Genomic DNA, 21,594 nt, shown 5'->3' with positions numbered 1-21,594 from the left:
TGATCGTTTTATCATATTTGCTCATAATTATGCTGAAAAATCTGTAATTAGTACTTATTACGTATATCTATTGCTACTTACATGCCGCGCATCTCATGAAAAGGAACAACTTAAAACCAAGTGCAAAAGCTTCATCAACGGAGCAAAACTCCGAAGGGGCGCGCGCACTTGATAAACAGTTATCGCTCAAAAACCATGAATTGCAGGAGCTAAATACGCGACTAAAGCAAGAAGTGATAGCGCGCAAGCAAGTTGAGGAGGCGTTGCAAAAAAACGAGACAAACTACCGTAACCTCATAGAGAACTCTTCCGATATTATCGCTCGTTTCGATAAAGACCTTCGTTACACGTTTATAAACAAAACTGTAGAGTCTACATTTGGCTTTTCGCGGGAGCAAGCAATCGGTAGAACGTATGGAGAACTTAGTGACGAGGATAGCCTGATCGGTGAAAGCAAAATGAAGCTAAAGGAGGTGTTCAACACGGGAGTAGGGCGCAGCTGCTTTATTTACCTACCCACGGCAGAAGGCTTGCGTTGCTTCTATTGTACACTCCAGCCTGAGTTTAATTCAGCTGGTGAGGTTGAGGCGGTCAGCTCTATTGGCCATGACCTTACGATCCTAGCCCTTAAGGAGCAAATGCTGAACCATGTATTTGATAATACAAAGCTGGGAATTACTGCGCTTATTGCTGTGCGCGACGAGCAACAACGCATTGTTAATTTTAAATGGGTGCTTGTAAACAAACGTGCTGAAACCATACTCGCGCTAAATGCCTCACAGCTATTAAACAACGAGCTTTTGAGAATTTTCCCGGGTGTAAAAATAACCGGGATGTTTGACCTGATGGTGCAGGCCGTTGAGGAGAACAAGACATATAGCCAAAGTGTATACTATAACCACGAGCACCTTGATGCGTGGTATGATTTATTGATTTCAAAATTGGATGATGGCGTAATGCTGTCTTTTATCGATATTTCGGAATACCGCCAGCTCGCTCTAATGCTTCATAAAACAAATGCCGATCTGCAGCGCGAAGCACTTGAGCGGAAGGAAGCACAAGAGCAATTATCGCATGAGCATGAGCTGCTAGAGCGTATTATTGAGAACTCCATAGACTGTATCTGTGCCCTAGATGCCTCCGGGAAAATTACCGCCTGGAATAAAAAAATGGAGAATTACTCAGGCATGCAACGCACTCTTGCCCTGGGGAAGCCTATTTATGAAGTGTTTCCGGAGGCTGGTAATTGTAAGGTAGATAAATTCATCCAAAGGCTGTTGAACGGAAAGGCTGGGCAACTTAAGACAATGCCATTTAAGAGGCAACTGGGGTTTTATGACCTTAACCTCGTCCCGACGTTTAATTCAGACAAAGTACAGTCCGGTGGCATCATTTTCCTGCACGATGTCACGGAGAGTATAGAGTTGAAGGAGATCACGATAAAGCATAGGCTAGCCCAACAAAAGCAGCACTTGCAGGTGGCCCTGCAAACGCAGGAAGAAGAGCGCAAGCGCATTGCCGAAGCGTTGCACAATGGCCTGGGGCAGTTACTGTATGGCATTAAACTACACTTTGAGCAGCTAGACAGCACCAATACACCCAGCACGCATGTAAAGGCACTGCTGGAGGAGGCCATTCAAGAGACGCGTACAATAGCCTTTGAGTTGATGCCTTCTATACTTCAGGATTTTGGGTTGGAAGTAACGCTGCGTGAGCTCTGCCAAAAACTATCGAAGGCACATGTTTCCATCGCTTTAGCTGTTTATGACGCCAGCGCGCGATTTGACCCGGAGATAGAAATAGCTGCCTACCGCATGATTCAAGAATTGATCAATAACAGCTTGAAGCATTCCGAAGCCACACATGTTAGAATAGAGGTATGCGAGGCCAAAAGCAGCTTATATTTACAGGTAAGCGATAACGGTAAAGGGTTAGATAAAACTATGCTGAAAAAAGAGAAAGGTATAGGCCTCCGAAGTATAAAAAAACGCCTAAAGCTTATGGGTGGGAAGTTAAGGATTGAGGTGAATACAATACAGGGGACCAGGATACGGTTAAAGCTGCCGCTATAGTTCAATTACTTTTCCAACTTGGGCCGTTGTGCCAGATTCCGCAATAGACACAGCAACATCCAGGTGGTTTTTAACAAGGAGATTGTGTAGGTATGGCGTTAGGTTTGTAAATAGAAGAGCAATGCGGTTTTCCTGCAATATGTGCTGGTATAAGGTAAGGTTTATGAGCACGGGCAGTTCAACATCAATGATTTCTGCACAGTTAATCCATACCTCGCATACGTGTTGTTGTATCGCCGATTTGAAAATGCGCTTAAGCTTAGGAAGCTCCGATGCTAATAGTATTCCCTGGAGCGTAATTCGGCAGATATTGTTTTCTAAGGTGTGCTGAACAATCATGGTTATTTGTTTTCATAATCTGGTACCTAAATCCCCTAACTAGTCTTGTGAACGCTTTGCAACGCTTCTTTTTCAGTGTCAACGCAATGCATAATGCGCTCGAGACCAAGTATGGAAAACACATTTTTAATTTTTGGCTGAAGCCCGAAGAAGACCATGTTTATTTCTTTCTGCTGGCATGCATAAAAAGCCGATAGAAAAACCCCTAGCCCCGCTGAAGAAACATAGCGCAAAGAGCGGCAATCAATAAGCAGGAAACGTACAGGCTTTGCCATCGCATGGTTCAGGCTATCGTCGGCGGCGATGGCGGTATTAGCATCGAGCTCCCCACTAATGCGCAATATTACGCCTTGCGCATGCTCTTCAGCTGTTGCATCAAAGCCTCTCTGCTGATCGGACCCATTCTTTGCTTCCATCCTCTGTATACGTAAGTAAATTCATATCTTAACAGTATATTTCTTTACTTCAGAGGTTTAAGTTGGTCTGGTAATCTACCAGGCTAAACTAAGATGTATGTAGATAAGAACTGTTTTAGCCTCCCATCTTAAGGTTTAACAAATTTAAGTCGTGTAATCAGTATAGCTCAGGTGTAAAATACGTAAATGTAACTGATTTAATACTTATTTTTAGTAAAACCTGTTCCCAAGAGCCGTTATAGTTATATATTTGATGAGATATATATTGCATACGGCTGGAAATAGAGTGTAAAGTGCTATTTATACTTTACTCTTCTATCCTAAGTTTGATAAGGTGAAGCTATTTCTTTTTAAAGATTATCGTGGCCCAGTGTACCTGCTGAGAGCATGGCAAGCGTATATTTCCGGTGCAATTATGCAAGTAGTATTACTCTGAATGAGACAAACTTTGATAGACATCGATGGTTAGACTTATACTCGCTGATGACCACAAACTGATACGCGATGGTGTTAAGGCCTTATTACAAGAGCAACAAGACCATGTGAATATCGTTGGGGAAGCCGCAAATGGCCGTGAGCTGGTAGAAATGCTGGACCATACACCAGCTGATGTGATTCTCCTTGATATAAACATGCCTGATATGGATGGTATTGAGGCCCTGCGAATCATGCGCCAAAAGTTTCCTGCCCTAAAGGTATTAGTGCTTTCGATGCTGGACCATGAGCGCTACGTGCACCAAATGATGGAACTGGGTGCTTATGGCTATATCCTAAAGAATGCAGGTAAAGAAGAGCTGCACCTGGCCATTAAACTGGTGGCGAGTGGCACGCCTTACATCAGCTCTAACATCACGCTTGATCTGCTGCGCAAGGTAAACCTAAGTATGGAGGAAAGCAATGGCTCCGAACCGAAGCAAAGTGCGCATAAAGAGCTTTCTAAACGAGAGAAAGAAGTACTTAACCTGATTTCCGAAGGCTATACTAACGCAGATATTGCTGAAAAGCTTTTCACAAGCAAGCGCACCATTGAGACCCATCGGCAGAACCTGCTCGAGAAAACGCATACTAAGAACACCGCTGCCTTAATTAAGTATGCTGTTTTAAACGGACTTATACATTAAGGGGCTTTCTTCCAAATAAATGCACTTTCAAAAGGAAGGCAGGGCAACTATACGTTAGGTTGCCTTTTTTGTGGATATGGATTTTACCACCCTAGCTACTGAAGCGCCGTAAACATACCTGCTTAGCAACTGTTTATGTTTAAGACTATCAGGATATGAAAAACCGAACTGTAGATCGTATACTATATGCTGAATTGGTAGATATGGGGGGTATGCCGGTGCGGCAAACCTTTCCTACGCAGCAAATAGCGCAGATAGATCCTTTCCTGCTGTTGCATCATCATGTGGCGGAAATGCCTAAGGGGGTGTTGCCTCAAAAAACTGGCGTTGCACCGCATCCCCACAGAGGCTTTTCACCGGTAACTTTTGTATATAAAGGTGGGGTGCACCACCGCGATTCGAGAGGCAATAACAGTGTCGTTTACGAAGGGGGCTCTCAGTGGATGAATGCAGGCCGTGGAATCATACATAGCGAGCGGCCTCCTAAAGATATTATGGAGCGGGGAGGCGTGCAGGAAATCGTACAGCTTTGGGTAAATACACCTGCCGCTTACAAAATGGACCAGCCAGAATATTTCGCGCTACAAAGCGAACAGACACCTGTGGTGGATGCAGACGGCGTTAGCATTCAGGTTGTTGCAGGTGAGTATGGGGAGGCTGTAGGGCCTGTGCTAACTAAATCGCCAGTGTTGGCGCTGAGGCTTACGCTTAAAGCTGGGGCAACTTATACTTTGCCCTTGCCAGGCACTTACAATGCATTCTTGTATTTACTTGACGGACAGATACGGCTGGACGGCTTTGGACAGGTGGACGGGTTGCACCAAGTGGTGTTTAACAGCGATGGCGAAAGTGTAAGATTTAAAGCTGAAGAAGATACTCGGGCAATACTTATGGCTGGAGAGCCCATAAACGAGCCTGTAGCTGCCAATGGTCCTTTTGTGATGAACACTGAAACAGAGGTGTTACAAGCAATGCGAGATTACCGTATGGGCAAACTGGGAGTGCTGATAGAGGATTAGCTTATTCCGGGAGCCTTAGCCATGCCAATGCGCTTGAAACAGAGCTGAACTGTGCGATCTTTACCTCAAAAGCGTTTTCATTATAAGCAGTTTCTACCAGGTTCTCAAAGGAGATGTAAGTGAAAATATCCTCCTTCACCACACGGGCAACCTTTGTTATGCCATCTTCTATCATCTTAGGGAAAATCTCATTTTTTAGCCATTGCTGATCCTCAATCGTAACATTGTTTAGCTTCTGAGAATCTGATAAGACCCATTTTATGCTATGCACAGGTAGTAACGTCTGCATATGATTTAACCCTGCTCTGTATTCTGCGCTACTCAAGCTTCTGAGCCAGCTAATATGCATCAGGGATTCCTCTGTGATAATCTCTATAGATAAGAAGTCCTGGTATTGTAATTTCATAAATATTAGAATCAGCCTCAAAAATAATTATAAATGTTATATATTACATATAATGTATACTCTAAACTGTAGGTAAAAACTAAACTGATTGACTAGTAAAAGCATTAGCCCTGCTTTTTAAACCAGCCGAACCTGTTTATGTTAACCTAAATTGAATACCATCACATTTAATGACCACGCTGAAACTGAATATAAAAAACATGGTATGCGACCGTTGCAAGAAGGTTGTAGCGGAAGAATTACAGAAACTAGGCTATACAGTGCTCAACAATAGCTTGGGAGAGGTAGAAATAGCCTCCGTAAATACACAAATTGACCTGGAGCAGATAAGGGAAGCGTTACAATTAAATGGTTTTGAGCTGCTGGACGACCGTAAAACGCAGCTCATCGAGAAAGTTAAGCTTACAATCATCGACCTGGTGCATCATAAAGGTGAGCAGGAGCTTAGCATAAATACCTCAGAGTATATCGCGCAAAAATTAGGAATGGATTACCAGCACATTAGCTCACTATTCTCGTCGTTAGAGGGTATTACTATTGAGAAGTATCTGATTTTGCAGCGCATTGAGCGTGTAAAGGAACTGCTTGTTTATAATGAGCTCAGCCTGAAAGAAATAGCTTTTGAACTGGGTTATAGTAGCGTGGCGCACCTATCTAACCAGTTTAAAAAAGTAACGGGTTTAACGCCTAGCTACTTTAAGCAACTCAAAACAGATAAGCGTAAAACCCTGGATAAAGTACAGGAGCAAAGCGATTCCAGAAAGAAAGGCTAAGCACTTGTAAGCACAAAACCCGTAACTGCCTCCACAATTCGTGAAGGCAGTTACAGGTTTACTTAGCAATGTGTATACTTACTAAAGTGTGCTTGGGCAAACAAAATTAGTGCGTGGCATGTCTGTTTCTGAGATAGCCTTGTAGCCACCCTGCACATCTACTACGTTATCGAAGCCACGGGCCTTGAGGATTGAAGCGGCGATCATGGAGCGATACCCACCTGCGCAGTGGATATGCATGGTCTTATCCTTCGGCAGCTCTGCCAAGTGCTCATTCAGGAAGTCAAGTGGCTTGGAAGAGGCTGTTTCCAGGTGTTCGGCCTGAAATTCACCTGGCTTGCGCACATCCACGATCGTGATGTCCTCATCTTGCTTAAAGCGCTGGGATAATTCTGTAGCCGAAATAGAAGTAATTGTGTCTATCTCCTTACCTGCAGCTTTCCAGGCACTGATGCCACCTTTCAGGTAACCAATAGCGTTATCAAATCCTACACGCGCCAAACGCGTTACCACTTCCTCCTCGCGTCCTTCATCAGCTATGAACAAAATTGGTTGTTTAATATCAGGGATAAGAGCGCCCACCCATGGGGCGAAACCTCCATCAATGCCTATGTTGATCGCATTAGGAATAAAGCTACTGGCAAAATCCTGGGGTTTGCGGGTATCAAGCATCAGAACAGTGGTTTCGTTGGCGGCTGCCTCAAAAGCGTCCGGCGAAAGTGCCTGCAGTCCCTGGCGCATCACGTTGTCTATGCTTTCGTAGCCTTGCTTGTTCATCTGCACATTAAACGGGAAATAGCCTGGCGGTGGCAGCAAGCCCTCTGTCACTTCCTTCACAAACTCTTCTTTCGACATATCAGCCCGAAGCGCGTAGTTGTTTTGCTTCTGGTTGCCTAGCGTATCGCTGGTTTCCTTGCTCATGTTTTTGCCGCAAGCCGAGCCTGCGCCGTGTGCCGGATATACAATGATATCATCAGCAAGCGTCATGATTTTGTTTCGTAGGGATTCGAATAGGTGCTCGGCAAGTTGCTCTTCTGTCATGTCGGACTTTACAGCCAGGTCCGGGCGGCCAACGTCACCAATAAACAGTGTATCGCCGGTAAATATGGCGTAGTCTTTCCCTTGCTCATCTTTTAAAAGATACGTAGTGGACTCCATGGTATGGCCTGGAGTATGCAACACTTTTATCGTGACATCGCCTACATGCAGTTCCTGGCCATCTGTGGCTATATGCGCATCAAAAGAAGGCTTCGCGTTAGGGCCAAAAACGATTTCGGCGCCGGTGGCCTTTGCCAAATCCAAGTGCCCGGATACAAAATCAGCGTGAAAATGCGTCTCCAGCACATATTTTATCTTAGCATCACTGCGCTTAGCTTTCTCTAAGTATGGCTTTATCTCGCGTAGCGGATCGATGATAACAGCTTCGCCTTTGCTTTCGATGTAGTAGGCGCCCTGTGCCAGGCAACCTGTATAGATTTGTTCAACTATCATAGTCTTGCGTAATTTTGTTCAACAGTACAAATATCAGCATAAATACCACATGCTACAGTGACCTTTGTCACCGGTGGTTTTACTGCAGAAATATTTCCCTGATAAGTATGTAAACACCCATAGCCAGCACAAACCAGCCGAAACCGGTTTTAAGCTTTTCCCCCTGAATGCGGGTAGAGAGGGCTGAGCCGATAAAGATACCGAAAACTGATAAGGCAGAAAAGGTGATTAAGAATCCCCAATTGATATCGTAAGTGAAAATGTCGCCTACGAAGCCCAGCAGGGAGTTTGCCGCAATTATGAAAAGCGATGTGCCTACTGCCATTTTCATATCCAGGCCGGTAAATAGTACCAGTGCCGGAATAATAAGGAAACCGCCGCCAGCACCCACTAAGCCGGAAACAAACCCTACCGCAACGCCTTGAAGCAGCACAGGAATGTATTTAATGTCCTGGGAGCCGTTATCTTCTTGTGCAGGGCTGTACTTACTTTTGCGAATCATGCTGAAGGAGGCAAACACCATCAAAATCGCAAAAATTACCATCAAAAGGATGCCTTTGGTAATATGCAACCCAAACAGCGTGATGATATGCTCCGGGATGGCAGGCACCACGAAGCGACGGGTAAGAAGCACAGCCAGCAGGGATGGTGCTCCAAAAACGAAGGCAGTTTTAAAGTTTACAAGCCCCTTTCGGTAAAACTTAAAGCTTCCCACCATGCTGGTAAGCCCTACCACAAAAAGTGAGTATGCCGTGGAGATGACCGGGCTGAAACGCATCAGGTACACTAGAATAGGCACGGTAAGTATAGAGCCGCCGCTACCCGTTAAGCCGAGTGATAACCCGATGAGTATGGCAGCCAGGTATCCAAGTATTTCCATAGTTGTTTGTTTAATCCGATGCAAAAGTATGGCTTCTGCTGCGCGATGTAAGTGACATCAGTCACACAAGCAAGTATGGTTTTCCGAGGGAATTACAGTGCATCCAGGTTCAGGATCTCGAGGTGGCTGCGGTGTAAGGTAAGGGCCTGGCGCTGCTCCAGTTTTTTAAGCAGGCGCGAGATAACTTCTCGGGAGCTGTTTAAGTCATCAGCGATTTGCTGGTGCGAAAGGCGCACTTCCGAGCCTTGATTCTGGAGGTGGCGACGCAGGTAAAACACCAGCCGCTCATCCATGGCTTTAAAGGCAATGCTATCCAATGTAAGCAGCAGCTCCTCGAAGCGCTGGCGGTAAGACCCAATCACGAAGTTGTGCCAGCTTTTATATTTGCCAAGCCATTGCTCGGTGAGGTGCTGTGGCACAAGTATGGCTTCTGCGGCCTGCACAGCTTTGGCCATAACTTGGCTTTTCTCATTGCGGGCGGTGCACATCATAGACATGGCGCAGGCATTGCCGGGCTCCAGGTAATACATCATAAACTCATTGCCTTCCTCGTCTTCGCGGTAAATCTTCATGAGCCCGCTTAATAACAGGAGGGAAGAACGCATGTATTGTCCAGTCCGGATAATTTGCTCTCCCTCGTTAAAGCCCCTAATCGTGCTCTCCTGAATAAGTTCCTGCAGCAGTGGTTCCTCGAACTGGGGGAAAAGCTGCTGTATATTTGCCTGCGTGGTATAGTCCATAGTTAGCTGGCAGGTTTTTATAGCCTTACCAGCTATAAAAGTATAAAAATAAAGACAAACCCCACGAGCAGCCTCCGGAGAAGAAGCTAGCTGTGGGGTTCATCAGACTATAAACGGAAACTATGAGACTTTAAGAGAATATCATTTGGCCTTTATGTTGCTGCTGCTCGAGCTCAGGGTGGTCTAGCCGTTCGTCATGCTGGCTTAGGTCAAGGCCAAGTTGCTCCTCCTCGCGGGATACACGTAGCGGGGTAACCAGGTCGGTGATGCGCAGTAATATCCATGATCCGCCGAAGGCAAATAACGAAACGCCGACCAGCGTTGCCAGGTGCACCAAGAAGAGCTTATACTCGCCAAAGATTAGCCCGTTGCCCAATTCGATGGCCGGGTTTACTGCCTGGCTGGCAAATACTCCGGTTAGCAGCATACCAACCATACCGCCTACACCATGGCAAGGGAAAACATCCAGGGTATCATCTACGCTGGAGCGTGTACGCCACTCCACCACCAGGTTGCTGACGATTGCCGCCAACACACCAATAGCTAGCGAGTGAGGGATAGTAACGAAACCGGCAGCCGGTGTAATTGCTACTAAGCCTACCACCGCGCCTATGCAAGTACCCATGGCAGATGGCTTACGTCCGCGGAGGGCGTCAAAAAAGATCCAGGCAAGTGCCGCAGAGGCCGATGCAGTGGTGGTGGTGGCCAGTGCAACCACCGCCAGCGAGCTTGCCCCCATGGCCGAACCTGCATTAAACCCAAACCAGCCAAACCACAGCAGGCCAGTGCCAAGTAGCACATAGGAAGTATGGGCAGGCGCATGGCTAACCTCATACCGGCGCTTTAGGTAAAGGGCAGAGGCCAGCGCCGCCCACCCCGCCGACATATGTACCACCGTGCCACCTGCAAAATCCAGTACCCCCAGGTTAAACAGCAATCCATCGGGGTGCCAGGTAGCGTGCGCCAGCGGCGTATAAATGCAGATTACAAAAAGCACGATAAACAAAACGTAGGAAATGAACCGAATTCGCTCGGCAAAAGCGCCGGTGATCAGGGCGGGTGTGATAATGGCAAACTTAAGCTGGAACATGGCAAAGAGCAGCAGCGGGATAGTTGGCGCGGCAGGCCAGGGCACTCCGTCTATCACTCCATCCATCATAAAAAAGGTTAGCGGGTTACCAATTACGCCCCCAATGGACTCTCCAAAAGCCAGGCTAAAGCCACATACTACCCAAAGCACAGTAACGATTGCCATGCAAATAAAGCTCTGCAGCATGGTAGACAGCACGTTCTTCTTCCGCACCATTCCGCCATAAAAGAAAGCCAACCCGGGTGTCATGATTAATACAAGGGCAGTGGCTGTAAGCATCCAGGCTGTGTCGGCTGCATTGATCTCGGTAGCTTCGGCGGCCTGCGGCACAGACGGAATTATAAAGGTGGCTGCCACGACCAGCAGCAGGAGCAACATGGGGATGCGGGAAAATGCTTTTGCCATAATGAAAATGTTAATAAGGTATAAGTTTTAATGCATACGTTATAATTAAGTGTCTAATATATTGATAAATAATAAATAAAAACAATATCTTTTAGTATAAATGGCAAATTAATTGAGGGAATGTTAAGAAAATGGCAGATGAGTTGTGCCATGTGCTTAGTGAGCGAGTTAAGCTTAGTCAATAAAAAAGCCTGAACCTTATTAAAGATTCAGGCCGGAAGTATACCGATAAAGATGCGGGTGGCATTTATTTGCCAGATTTTTTTAGTTAAGATGCTCTTTCGGCAACTCATTTAGCAGGGCCTTATAGTTTTCGAGGAACAGGTGCACGTGGTAGCCATCGGCCAGGGCATGGTGAAGGCTAATGTTAATGGGAAGCATTACCTTATGCTGATGCTTCTCAATTTTGCCAAAAGCTAATTTCGGCACTGAGTCTTGCGGATTTACGGTATAGGCGTGCTCCATGCTGTTAAGTTTAAACCAGGGCAAGGTGGTACTGTGTAAAAGATCCGGACCGTTATAGCCGTACAGCAGTTTTGGGTTCGCTTTGGCCTTGGTAATCACCTCGGCGGCGCTGGCGCAGAAAGTATGCAAATCCGGGTGGTGGGGCAGGTGCACGAAAGAGATCGTATTATTCGGTTTAAGTATAGTGCTCGAAATGTCTACGGCATCATACTTCGAAATTCCTTCCCCATCCAGGCGGAGCAGGAAGTTTTCGGTGGCTCGTGCCGCGGCTGTGGTCGTATGCAGGTAGGCCAGAAAAACCGACAGCTTCTCGCGCTTGCAATACTTGTAAAGTGCAGTAATATCGATTTCGGTGCTTATGTTAAAAAACGGTTGTGTGAAGTTCCTGAAAAAATGGAAATGCTCTTCCCGTTCCCAGCCCTCTACCGGGAATGGCTGCTTAGTGTATAGTGGTTTCATAAATCTGGATGCGTTTAATTAGAAGAGGCAAGTTTATTTGCCCAATGGATGCATTACGTAGCTGCAGGATTTTTTCGGCTTCGAGCTGGGCCAGCAGGCGGTTCAGGTTACGAACAGAAGTGCCCAGAAACTCGGCAAGCAGGCTTTTTGATAGCTTTAGTTCGTTTAGCATGGATAACTCGCGCAGCACAATAAGCAAAGTGTAAAGCAAGCGGTTAGTACCAAGTATGGAGGCCTTGTGTGTTGTATTAAGCAGCATGGATGCGGTGGCCTGATGCATAAGGATGTTAAATGCAGGTTCCTGTGCCAGCATCTGCAAGAAAGCCTTTGCAGGTATACAATAAAGCGTGCAGTGCGTGAGTGCCTGTACAGTGCAGAAATTCGGGATGCCCATCATTACTTCCAACTCGCCTAAGGGTTGGCCCCTGTCAAACACGCCAAGCGTAAAAGCCTGCCCCGATGATGTGGTGCGGGTTACTTTTACCAACCCAGAGGCAACAAGGTATACTTGTTGGGTGCGGGCATCCTGGTGTAACAATACATGCTGCTGCCCGGCCTCTGCCAGTTGCAGCATATACTGCTGTTGCAGTTGTTCCTGATGGTTGGCGATGTAGGTAACTAACCTAGCCCTGTAGTCAGAGAAAAGATAATCTTGCATGCCACAAAGGTAAGACAGTTCTTTGCGTGCCTGAAAGGACAATTGTCCGGAGGGGTATAAATTTTATGTGCTCATTCTCACCACGGCACCCGGAAGCCAAGGCTAAGAAAGCCGCGCAATCCGGAGCCGTGTTCGTAGGCAGCGCCAAGGGTAACCGGCCCAAAGGGGGTAAGGTAACCAAACGTGGTGCCGTACCCAATGCGTGTGGATTTCCCCCTCAAGTTTCTGGAACCGTGTAGCAAGCTGGTATTAATCAAGGTGGTTGTAGCTTGTGCGTATAGCTTTTTGCGCAGCTCCATTTGCAGGCCCAGCCCAGCATAAAAGAGGTTGTCGGTGGAGTAGGCAAAAGGCTCGGCCGCGCGGTAAGATATCATGTTATGCAAAGGCGTAGTGTAGCCTCCGAGCATGGTTTCTTCGCCAACGGGCAAGTCGTTGCTAGTATAAAGCAGCAGGCCTTGCCGTAGCATCAGGCCCAGATTTGGCCGCAGAGGCACTACACCGTCTGCCCCTAACGCTATTTTGAGGTATGGATCATAAGTGGCCTTCCCAAACATACTCTCAAGTTCCGGATGGTCCTCCTGCGCGCGTACAGAAAAGTTATTGCCAAATACAAAGGCGCCTGCTGCCTCGGCTTTCCAGCCGCGGGTGGGGTAAACCTGACGATTTAGGGTGTTGAGCTTAAAGAAAGTGGCGATTTGCCAATTGCGCGTTTTCAGCTGCTCCAGCCAGTTTATGTCAATGTCAACAGAGTCTAGGGTGATTTGGCCTGCCACCTGCGGGTACAAGCGGCCGGATTTATACTTTAACTGTTGGCCCAGCGTCCAGGTGTTATTGGTAGTGGTTTGCCAGCCTAACAGGCCAATGTTTGTGTTCTGCTGTAGTATAGCTATCTTATTTCCGTGGTCATCAAACAGGGAGAAATCGTTTTTATAGTATTGGCTTGCCAGCTTCATCGCTACCTGGTTTCTATAGCCCGTATACTTCAGGTAATTAATGTCGCTCCGGATGTTCTGACCTAAATCCACTTCGGCCACAAACCGGGAGCCTTCCCACAAAAAGTTACGGTGCGTGTAGTTAATGGTGGCACCGGCCCGGTTCTCAGAATCGTAGTAAATAGCCGTTTTGAGGGCTGCCTCGGAGGCCTCCTCTACATTTAGCTGCAGGTGATAGCTACTATTACCGGTGGGCAAAAGGGCATACGATATTTTGTTGAAGTGGCCAGTGCCATAAAGAATCTCGATGTGGTCCTCGATGCGGCTGATAGTTGTACTAGCGTTTTCATCGACTCGCAAGCGCCTCCGGATGATGCGCTCCGGCAACGAGCTAGTACCGCTAATAATAACTTGGCCGATCTTAACGGAATCCTGGAGATTATGATAGGCTGGCCGGTGCATGGGCTCTTTAAAGGATCGGAAGTAGTGGGCCAATGTTCTTAAGCTGTCCTCATACTGGCGGGCAACCTCTTCCCCAATCTCAATGATCTGCTTCGTCTCTGAAAAGCTGCCGGTAGTATAGCCTTGCAGCGCTGGCAGCACATCCACCAGAAGGTCGGTTTTCTTTTTCTCTGCTTCCGAGTTAGAGGCACTAGTAAAAAACGTGGCCTGCACCAGCACATCCAGCATGGACTTAAGGTTTTGCTCCGGTTCCAGGCCGCCGCCTACATTTACGCCAATTATAAAATCAGCGCCCATATCAAGCGCTTCCTGCACCGGAAAGTTCTGCACCAAGCCGCCATCCACGAGCATGCTGCTATCCAGCTTTACCGGCGTAAAAACAGTAGGGATGGCCATACTTGCGCGCAAGGCCTCGGGAAGGAAACCGCTACGGAGTACTACTTTCTTGCCTGTGCTGAGGTTGGTGGCTACGCAGGCGAAAGGTGTTGGCAGTTTATTGAAATCCTGAATGCCGTGTGCCCCGCGCGATAAGCGGATTAGCAGGTTGTTCAGTGCCTGGCCTTCAATTAAACCGCTGGGGAAGCTGATCTTGAGCTTGTTGACGGGGAGCTCCAGCATGTAGCGCCCGTAGTACGCCTTTTCCTCAATGGCAATCTGGCTAAGCTGCACTTGGTTACTCAATACCATTTCCCAGTCCTGGCCTAGGGCAATTTTCTCAATCTGATCAGGGGTATAACCAAGCGCGTAGAGGGCACCAACTAGGCTGCCCATACTTGTGCCGGTAATAAAATCCGGCCGGATACCAGCTTCCTCCATCACTTTCAGGAAACCGATATGCGCCATTCCTTTTGCCCCACCGCCACTTAGCACCAACCCGATCTTTGGCCGTTGCGCAGGCCGCTGCACACTTTGCTGCGCAATGGCTGGTAGGGTGCGTAGCAGTGAAAACACCAAAAGCATACATGGTAGGTAGTGTTTCATTCTGTTCGGAATAAACGCTTTAGGGTGGCGCGGCTGCATTGTGTGGTAGTTGTAAGAGTTAACCCACGGGGCTCAAGTTATGAAAATATCCTGAAGCAGAAACGGACTTGCCCAAAAGTATAAATTGCCTCGGGCATAAAAAAAGGCCAGTCTGTGCAAACAGACTGGCCTTTTGAAAGTATGAAACAGCCGTTTTAAACAGCCGATTCTTTTACTTTGGACCCTATAAAGCCATAGTACATAATATACAGATAGCATACCATTGGCACCAGGAAAGACAGCTGCAGGTTACCTGTAGCATCAGCGATGGCACCTTGCAATGGTGGTATGATAGCACCCCCTACAATAGCCATAACCAATAGGGAGGAACCCTGAGATGTGTGCACGCCCAGGTCTTTAATTGCCAGCGTGAAAATAGTAGGGAACATAATGGAGTTAAATAAGCCAATGGCAATTACCGCCCACATGGCAATAGAGCCTGTCGCAAAGCTTGTGATAAGCAGCAACACCACAACTGTTGTAGCAAAAACACCCAGTGTTCTGCTCGGGATAAAACGACCGATCATTAGAACGGCAAAGTTCAGCGCGATCAACCCAAGTGTGATCAAGGCTTCGTCGAGGCTGTAAACAGCGTACATCAATACGAAAACCATAGCAGCAATACCAGCAATAATCAGGTATTTCATGCCAGCATTACGCATGTTGGATAGAGCAACAGCTCCAAAGAAACGCCCTACCATGGCTCCGCCCCAGTAAAAAGCCAGAAAGTGACCCGCTTCTGTTTCATCCAGACCGGCAATTTCAGGCAACCTAAAAAAGTTAATCAGGGTGCTACCGATGGCAACCTCGCCACCTACGTAGGCAAAAATACAAACAATACCCAACACAAGATGGCGGTAGCGTAGTGCGCCTGCATCCGGCTTAATTTCGTCTTCGTTTTGGATGCTTGGCAACTTGGCCATTTTAATCAGGAGGGCAATAACCAGCAAGGTAGCTGCCAGGCCAAGGTAAGGCAACTTAACAGAGTCGGCACCGGCACTGCTTTCGTTAACGGCTCCAAAAATAAGGTAACCGCCAATAATCGGGGCAACAGTGGTACCCAAAGAGTTTAATGCCTGCGTCATGTTCAGGCGGCTGGCAGCACCCTCTGCAGGGCCAAGTATGGTAACGTAAGGGTTAGCGGCAATCTGCAGGATGGTAATACCTGACGCAAGTATGAATAGCGCACCCAGGAAGAAACCATAGCTATGCAGGCTGGCGGCTGGGTAAAACAGCGCGCAACCCACGGCTGCCACCACCAAACCAACTATAATTCCGTTCTTGTAACCGATCTGGCGAATAGGGTCGCCTTTGGTGATAGACATCAGGAAATACAGCAGCGAGATAAAAAAGTATGCCCCAAAAAAGGCTGTCTGTATAAGCATAGCCTGCCACAACTCCAGGGTAAACACCTGCTGCAGCTTCGGTATCAGGATATCGTTCAGGCAGGTAATAAAGCCCCACATAAAGAAGAGCATCGTTACAGTGATCAGTGGTCCTGTGTAGTTTTTCGTTACGGCGTTACCGCCGGCAGCTTTGGCAGCGTTCACGTCGGTATGGGTAGTTCCGGCCATATTTTTAGAAGTTAATTGGTTGAGTTAGTTAATAAGTTAGTTAAGTGTTCTGCCTTGGCAGTGATTATGATTCATACAGTTCCAGCGGCAAGTCATCAGGATCCGAGAAAAAAGTAAAGCGCTTACCGGTGTAAGGGTCTTGCCGAATTGGCTCAACAGGTACATGCAGACGCAGCAGTTCTTCCCGGGCAGCAGCAATATCGGCTACGGCGAAGGCCAGGTGGCGCAAACCTGCTGCTTCGGGTTGCGAAACCCTTGCTGGGGGCTCAGGGAAAGAGAAAAGCTCCAGCACATAGCCTCCTTTCAAAGCCAGATCCAACTTGTAAGATTGCCTGTCTTCGCGGTATACTTCCCGCAACACCTTCATTCCCAAAACATCCGTGTAGAATTGTTTGGAACGCTGATAGTCAGTGCATATAACAGCTACATGGTGTAGCTCCTCTAATTGTAGCATCCGGTTAGGGCCGAGTGATTAACCACCCGCTTCTTTTCACGCATTAACCCCGCAACAGCCTGGCTTTTCATTGCAAACGGGGCTGCTGCAGGGTTTTTAATAATCCTGCCTCTGTTGTTATTGGTTGTCTTTTCTGACAGAGAACTTGTATGTCGTGCTTTCCTTATAGGTCTCGCCTGGCTTAAGGATAGTCGACGGGAAATTTTCCTGATTCGGTGAGTCCGGGAAATGCTGCGTTTCCAGGCAGAAGGCGTAGTGCTTTGTGTACTTGTTGCCGTTTTTGCCTGTTAGCGTGCCATCCAGGAAATTACTAGTATAAAACTGAATGCCTGGCTGGGTTGTATACACTTCCAAAACGCGCCCAGATGTTGGTTCATATACTTCAGCGGCCTTGTTCATCTCGCCGGCTGTGCCGTTTACCACATAGTTATGGTCGTAGCCGCCACCAGGGACTTGGTTCAGGAACTTGCCGATTGGTTGCGCCTGCGTTAGGTCCAGGTTAGAGCCTTTTACGCTAGCCAATTCACCAGTCGGGATAAGCGTTTCGTCTACGGCTGTATACTTATCAGCATTTATCTGGATGATGTGATCACTTATGGTATTTACCTTTCCAGCAGAGAGGTTAAAATAGCTGTGGTTGGTCAGGTTTACCGGGGTCGCCTTATCAGTAGTGGCTGTGTAATCAATCTGCAGGCCGTTATCCTCGGTTAAAGTATAAATTACAGTGGCTGTCAGGTTGCCTGGGTAGCCCTCTTCCATATCCTTGCTTACATAGGTAAGCTTTATGGCATTCTCCTCAGGCATCTCCTCGGCCTGCCATACTACGCGGTCAAAACCAATGTTGCCGCCATGCAGGTGGTTGGGGGCATTGTTCGTAGCCAGCGTATATTCCTGACCATCCAGGGTAAATTTGCCTTTGGCAATGCGATTTGCAAAACGGCCTACCACACCGCCAATGTGCGGGTCGTTCGGGATATAGCCGCTCACGTCGTCGAAGCCAAGCACAACGTCGCCCATCTCGCCATTCTTGTCTGGTGTAATGATGGAGTTAACGATGGCACCGTAATTACTGACTTTTACGATAAGGCCGTTTTTGTTCGTCAAAGTATATAGGCTGATTTCCTGGCCGTCAGGGGTAGTGCCGAAAGGCTCTTTGTCGATTTTGGCGGTAGGTGCTTCATTCGTGCTGGTAGTCTCCTGCTCTGAGGCAGAGTTAGAGCAGCTTGTTAGGCCCCCTATACTTAGGCTACCCATTAAGGCGGCCATGAGCAGAATACTGCGGGTGTTTCCTTTTTTCATAAGGGTTGTATCACAGGTGTAGTTTAATCAAGATTTTAAGATAGAGTGTTTCTTTTTAAAAAACCAATAGGTATAGCCAAAAGCATACTTTACGTTATAAAAAAACTATAATTTACTCAAATCGAGTAACAGGGGGGTGTTACTGCTTATGGAAAGAGGTTCCATTGTATCCAGTTTGTCCGGTTGTGTGCCTGCAGGTTGCAGGCCGCTGGCAAGGCCACTCATGCGCTTGCGCAACGAGTCTCGGGCTGGCTGGGGCTTCTCACTGAAAAGCCGATGCAGCTTGTCAATGGCTTTGTAAGTGAGTTTGTAAACTGATTTTTGATCAATGCCCATGATGTCGGATATTTCGTCATACTGCAAACCAGTGTAATATTTCAGAAAGATAACCTCCCGTTGCCTTTCGGGCAGTTTGGCCAGCAGCAAATGAACCTTTTTCTGTACAAGCTCAAAAGACTGAGAGTTTATGAGCTCAGACTCATGGGAGGCCTCAGCGCCCAGGCTAATATCCTCGGGCAAAGGCTCATGCTTGCTTTTAAACGTAGCTTTTTTGCCAAGCTCGTGGCGGAAAGACTTTAAGAGGTAGTTTTTTACACTTGGCGGGTTAGAGAGGTTTTCTCTACTCTTCCAAATCTGAAAGAATACCTGTTGGATGCAATCTTTCACCAAGTCTGGGTCTGTGGTAAGTTTGTTGCCGTACCGCAGCATTACAGGCGCGTAACGCTTATATAATAATGTAAAATCAGCCTCACTTCCTTCCCTGAACCTAAGCCAAACTTCCAGCTCTTCCATGCAGACTTTAATTAATTTCCTGCTTAACTAACAAACTAACAGATTTAGCGGCGCCAGGCAGCTTTTTTGTGTTATGGCAACACTTTCGCCAGGTACCCATAAGTAGTTGAGTAAGCTGGCGGCATGCTTGCATTGCAATTGAGGCGAAAATATTCCCTAATCGAACATCTAACTTTGTTTCAATATTCCTTTGCCTTGCTAAAGCACTTGTAAGCAAACCAGTTGGCACAATTGGCCCAAGTTAGGAATAATAAAGTACAATGAAAATTTGAGCTACAAAGGCATTGAACACTGTTTAAACTATGACTTGCTCTAATCACTGAGCCCCAGATCTTTCTTGAAGCTACAATTTTTATTCCTGATTAACCATCAAAACAGTCTAGAATTTTATTGAAAGAGTAACAGATACTACATGTTATAGTGTGTTGCATGCTATATACAGTTTTGAAAGTATAAGGTTCGGCTGCAGCGTAATTCTTTTGCAAGTAAACACCAGCGGCTAAGCACTGCGTAAGGAAGTTAAAACCTGAATAGTATGCATAAAATCAGTTATTGGCTCCACGCCCACACCGGCATTTCGCAGGATTTTTACAGTAGATTGATATTCTCTCTAGCCACGGTGAGTTTACTGTGGTTAATGAGCCGGCTACTCATGCGACTTGTGGGTCAACGGGAAACTGACTTGCGCAAGCTCTATAAATGGCGCAAGTTCACCAATTATTCTGCCACTGGCCTGGGCATACTTATACTATCCTATATCTGGTTCGATGGGTTTAAATCTATTGCCACGTTTCTGGGTTTGCTATCGGCGGGTTTGGTGCTGGCCCTGCGCGAACCGGTTTTAAACATGGCAGGTTGGGTCTATATCATCTGGAAAAGGCCGTTCCACATCGGAGACCGCATACAGATAGGCGAGCACATTGGAGATGTGATAGATACTGGGTTGTTCCAGTTTAGCCTGAATGAGATACAAGGCTGGGTAAACGCAGACCAGGCCACAGGCCGCGTGGTAAGCATCCCTAACCTGAAAGTGTTTACAGAGCCACAAGCTAACTACAACTATGGTTTCCCGTTTGTGTGGCAGGAAATTCCGGTGCACATTACTTTTGAGAGCAACTGGCAACATGCCAAAAGTATACTTCGTGAGATTATGCAGCGCCACGCCGAGCAGCTTACCGAAGCCGCCCGGCAGCAAATCAAACGCCAGTCGCAGCGCCACCTTATTTTTTACGAAGACCTGCAGCCGCGCCTCTACACCACCGTACGCGAAAACGGCATTGAGCTTACTATGCGATACGTTTGCAGCCTGATGCGCCGCAGGCAAAGCACCCACTTGATCTGGGAAGACGTGCTTACGGAATTTCTAAAGTCGAAGGAGATTAAGTTTGCATACCCTACTACGCGTTTTTATACTTCCGGCGAGGGGCAGGCACCTACGCCTGATCGCATTTAATCAGTATAAATCACACCTCCTTTCATCACAAGTATAACTTCGCGGAGTTGCTGCATGTTTTCTAAAGGGTTGCCACTGACTACCAGTATATCTGCCAACAGGCCAGCTTTAATTCGGCCAACTTTGTTGCTGATACCGAACACATCAGCGTTTACGGAGGTGGCCGCACTAAGCACCTGCACTGGGGCCATGCCGTAATCTACCATCATTTCCATTTCGCGGGCATTGGTGCCGTGGCTAAAAACGCCTACATCACCTCCCATACAAATGGTTACACCTGCATCTAGGGCCGCCTTAAAGGTTTTTCGTTTATGTTGGATGTGCTCCGGTTCTGGTTCTTGCCCTTTTTTCCAGCCGCGATACTGGCTGATGGCATCGCCGGCGGCCAAGGTAGGGCAGAGGGCAACGTTATGCTTCTTCATGAGCCGGTAAATTTCCGGGGTAGCCCCGTCGCCATGTTCTATAGTTGAAACACCTGCAAGTATGGCGCGGCGCATGCCCTCTTCAGTAGATGCATGCGCGACCACCTGCCGGCCACTACTGTTGGCTACCTTAACGATTTGCTGTAGTTCTTCTAGGGTAAAGGTTGGCGCAGCGGTGCCGTTCAGGCCCCAACGGTAGTCTGCGTATACTTTAATGAGATCGGCACCGTGGCCAATCTGGTCCCGTACCTCGCGCGTCACGCCGTCTATGCCATCTGCTTCGGCGGCTCCAATGGGTGTGGCAATATCATACGACAGGACTTTAGGGCCATAACTGCCCGTAGCAACCAAGGCTTTTGTAGCAACCAGCATACGCGGGCCAGGAACGGCCCCTTTTTCGATTGCCTGCTTTAGTCCTACATCATCAAAACCAGCCCCTTCGGAGCCCAGGTCACGCACGGTAGTAAAGCCGGCCAGTAAAGTTACTCGGGCATGCTGTGTTGCGCGGGCCACGCGTTCCGCCCTCGACTCACGTAGCACCTGGTCGTTCCAGGAGGTTTCATCGTAAGGGTGCAGCAACAAATGGCTATGGCCTTCTATCAGGCCAGGAAGTAGAGTGGTGCCGGGCAATTCATGGATAACCGTTCCAACCGGTGCGTTTATCTGCAGCCCTACAGCTTCTATCTTATCATTCTTGACTAATACCTGCCACTGCTCTTGCATCTTCTCGCCATCAAACACACGTTTGGGTTTTAGGAGGTAATATGTGTCTTGGGATATTGCCAGGCGGAAGAGGCCAAATATTAAGCAAAATACAGAGAGCAGCGCACGCATAAAGTATAGGTCAGAGGG

20 protein-coding genes are annotated in these 21,594 nt (G+C 47.5%); 5 read left to right on the top strand and 15 right to left on the bottom strand.

Going from position 1 to position 21,594, the window contains the following annotated elements; genetic code table 11:
• Positions 1-95: 95 nt before the first annotated feature.
• Complete coding sequence (locus D1627_RS00755) at positions 96-2,072, top strand: PAS domain-containing protein (protein WP_119430317.1); 1,977 nt, start codon at positions 96-98, stop codon at positions 2,070-2,072.
• Here D1627_RS00755 and D1627_RS00750 read toward each other — a convergent pair.
• The gene (locus D1627_RS00750; RefSeq protein ID WP_119430316.1) at positions 2,067-2,411 is read right to left on the bottom strand and encodes a hypothetical protein; all 345 of its coding nucleotides are present in this window, start codon (positions 2,409-2,411) and stop codon (positions 2,067-2,069) included. The genes D1627_RS00755 and D1627_RS00750 overlap by 6 nt on opposite strands.
• Before the next feature lie 35 nt (positions 2,412-2,446).
• Entirely contained in the window at positions 2,447-2,827 is a 381-nt protein-coding gene (locus D1627_RS00745; RefSeq protein WP_119430315.1) for an STAS domain-containing protein, read from the bottom strand.
• Between the two features lie 461 nt (positions 2,828-3,288).
• Here D1627_RS00745 and D1627_RS00740 point away from each other — a divergent pair, with 461 nt between their 5' ends.
• Together D1627_RS00740 and D1627_RS00735 are read left to right on the top strand one after the other, a co-directional pair.
• Complete coding sequence (locus D1627_RS00740) at positions 3,289-3,948, top strand: response regulator (protein ID WP_119430314.1); 660 nt, start codon at positions 3,289-3,291, stop codon at positions 3,946-3,948.
• 155 nt (positions 3,949-4,103) lie between these two features.
• Positions 4,104-4,967 carry a pirin family protein gene (locus D1627_RS00735; RefSeq protein WP_119430313.1) on the top strand — a complete coding sequence of 288 codons (864 nt, stop codon included), beginning with the start codon at positions 4,104-4,106 and terminating at the stop codon, positions 4,965-4,967.
• 1 nt (position 4,968) lies between these two features.
• Here the strand turns inward: D1627_RS00735 and D1627_RS00730 are convergent, their stop codons facing one another.
• Positions 4,969-5,256, bottom strand: coding sequence for a M26 family metallopeptidase (locus D1627_RS00730; protein ID WP_147383154.1), 288 nt, complete (start codon positions 5,254-5,256; stop codon positions 4,969-4,971).
• Positions 5,257-5,543: 287 nt separating this feature from the next.
• Between D1627_RS00730 and D1627_RS00725 the strand changes: the two genes are divergently transcribed.
• Positions 5,544-6,146, top strand: a complete 603-nt coding sequence (locus tag D1627_RS00725; RefSeq protein ID WP_119430311.1) for an AraC family transcriptional regulator — start codon at positions 5,544-5,546, stop codon at positions 6,144-6,146.
• Positions 6,147-6,227: 81 nt separating this feature from the next.
• Here the strand turns inward: D1627_RS00725 and D1627_RS00720 are convergent, their stop codons facing one another.
• The 11 genes from D1627_RS00720 to D1627_RS00670 all read right to left on the bottom strand — a co-directional run bounded on the left by D1627_RS00720 (position 6,228) and on the right by D1627_RS00670 (position 18,867).
• Positions 6,228-7,637, bottom strand: a complete 1,410-nt coding sequence (locus tag D1627_RS00720) for an MBL fold metallo-hydrolase (RefSeq protein WP_119430310.1) — start codon at positions 7,635-7,637, stop codon at positions 6,228-6,230.
• 79 nt (positions 7,638-7,716) lie between these two features.
• Positions 7,717-8,517, bottom strand: coding sequence for a sulfite exporter TauE/SafE family protein (locus tag D1627_RS00715; protein WP_119430309.1), 801 nt, complete (start codon positions 8,515-8,517; stop codon positions 7,717-7,719).
• A gap of 92 nt (positions 8,518-8,609) precedes the next feature.
• Entirely contained in the window at positions 8,610-9,257 is a 648-nt protein-coding gene (locus D1627_RS00710; RefSeq protein ID WP_119430308.1) for a Crp/Fnr family transcriptional regulator, read from the bottom strand.
• 130 nt (positions 9,258-9,387) lie between these two features.
• A complete protein-coding gene (locus D1627_RS00705) occupies positions 9,388-10,752 on the bottom strand; it encodes an ammonium transporter (RefSeq protein ID WP_119430307.1) in 1,365 nt (454 codons plus the stop codon).
• A gap of 264 nt (positions 10,753-11,016) precedes the next feature.
• Positions 11,017-11,676 carry a CatA-like O-acetyltransferase gene (locus tag D1627_RS00700; RefSeq protein WP_119430306.1) on the bottom strand — a complete coding sequence of 220 codons (660 nt, stop codon included), beginning with the start codon at positions 11,674-11,676 and terminating at the stop codon, positions 11,017-11,019.
• Entirely contained in the window at positions 11,657-12,334 is a 678-nt protein-coding gene (locus D1627_RS00695) for a Crp/Fnr family transcriptional regulator (RefSeq protein WP_147383152.1), read from the bottom strand. Before D1627_RS00695 ends, D1627_RS00700 begins: the two co-directional genes overlap by 20 nt.
• A gap of 77 nt (positions 12,335-12,411) precedes the next feature.
• Positions 12,412-14,709, bottom strand: coding sequence for a patatin-like phospholipase family protein (locus D1627_RS00690; RefSeq protein WP_158607125.1), 2,298 nt, complete (start codon positions 14,707-14,709; stop codon positions 12,412-12,414).
• A gap of 194 nt (positions 14,710-14,903) precedes the next feature.
• Positions 14,904-16,322 carry a sugar MFS transporter gene (locus D1627_RS00685; RefSeq protein ID WP_119430303.1) on the bottom strand — a complete coding sequence of 473 codons (1,419 nt, stop codon included), beginning with the start codon at positions 16,320-16,322 and terminating at the stop codon, positions 14,904-14,906.
• Positions 16,323-16,386: 64 nt separating this feature from the next.
• Complete coding sequence (gene gloA2, locus D1627_RS00680; protein WP_119430302.1) at positions 16,387-16,776, bottom strand: SMU1112c/YaeR family gloxylase I-like metalloprotein; 390 nt, start codon at positions 16,774-16,776, stop codon at positions 16,387-16,389.
• Positions 16,777-16,893: 117 nt separating this feature from the next.
• Positions 16,894-18,075, bottom strand: coding sequence for an aldose epimerase family protein (locus tag D1627_RS00675; protein WP_199688348.1), 1,182 nt, complete (start codon positions 18,073-18,075; stop codon positions 16,894-16,896).
• Between the two features lie 105 nt (positions 18,076-18,180).
• Complete coding sequence (locus tag D1627_RS00670) at positions 18,181-18,867, bottom strand: RNA polymerase sigma factor (RefSeq protein WP_119430301.1); 687 nt, start codon at positions 18,865-18,867, stop codon at positions 18,181-18,183.
• A 535-nt stretch (positions 18,868-19,402) separates the two neighbouring features.
• Here D1627_RS00670 and D1627_RS00665 point away from each other — a divergent pair.
• Positions 19,403-20,320 carry a mechanosensitive ion channel family protein gene (locus tag D1627_RS00665; protein WP_119430300.1) on the top strand — a complete coding sequence of 306 codons (918 nt, stop codon included), beginning with the start codon at positions 19,403-19,405 and terminating at the stop codon, positions 20,318-20,320.
• Here D1627_RS00665 and D1627_RS00660 read toward each other — a convergent pair.
• Positions 20,317-21,576, bottom strand: a complete 1,260-nt coding sequence (locus D1627_RS00660) for a metal-dependent hydrolase family protein (RefSeq protein ID WP_119430299.1) — start codon at positions 21,574-21,576, stop codon at positions 20,317-20,319. The genes D1627_RS00665 and D1627_RS00660 overlap by 4 nt on opposite strands.
• Positions 21,577-21,594: the final 18 nt, after the last annotated feature.

It is taken from the genome of Pontibacter oryzae (genome assembly GCF_003576375.1).
GTDB lineage: Bacteria > Bacteroidota > Bacteroidia > Cytophagales > Hymenobacteraceae > Pontibacter > Pontibacter oryzae.
This window is presented reverse-complemented; position numbering and strand designations above follow the sequence as displayed.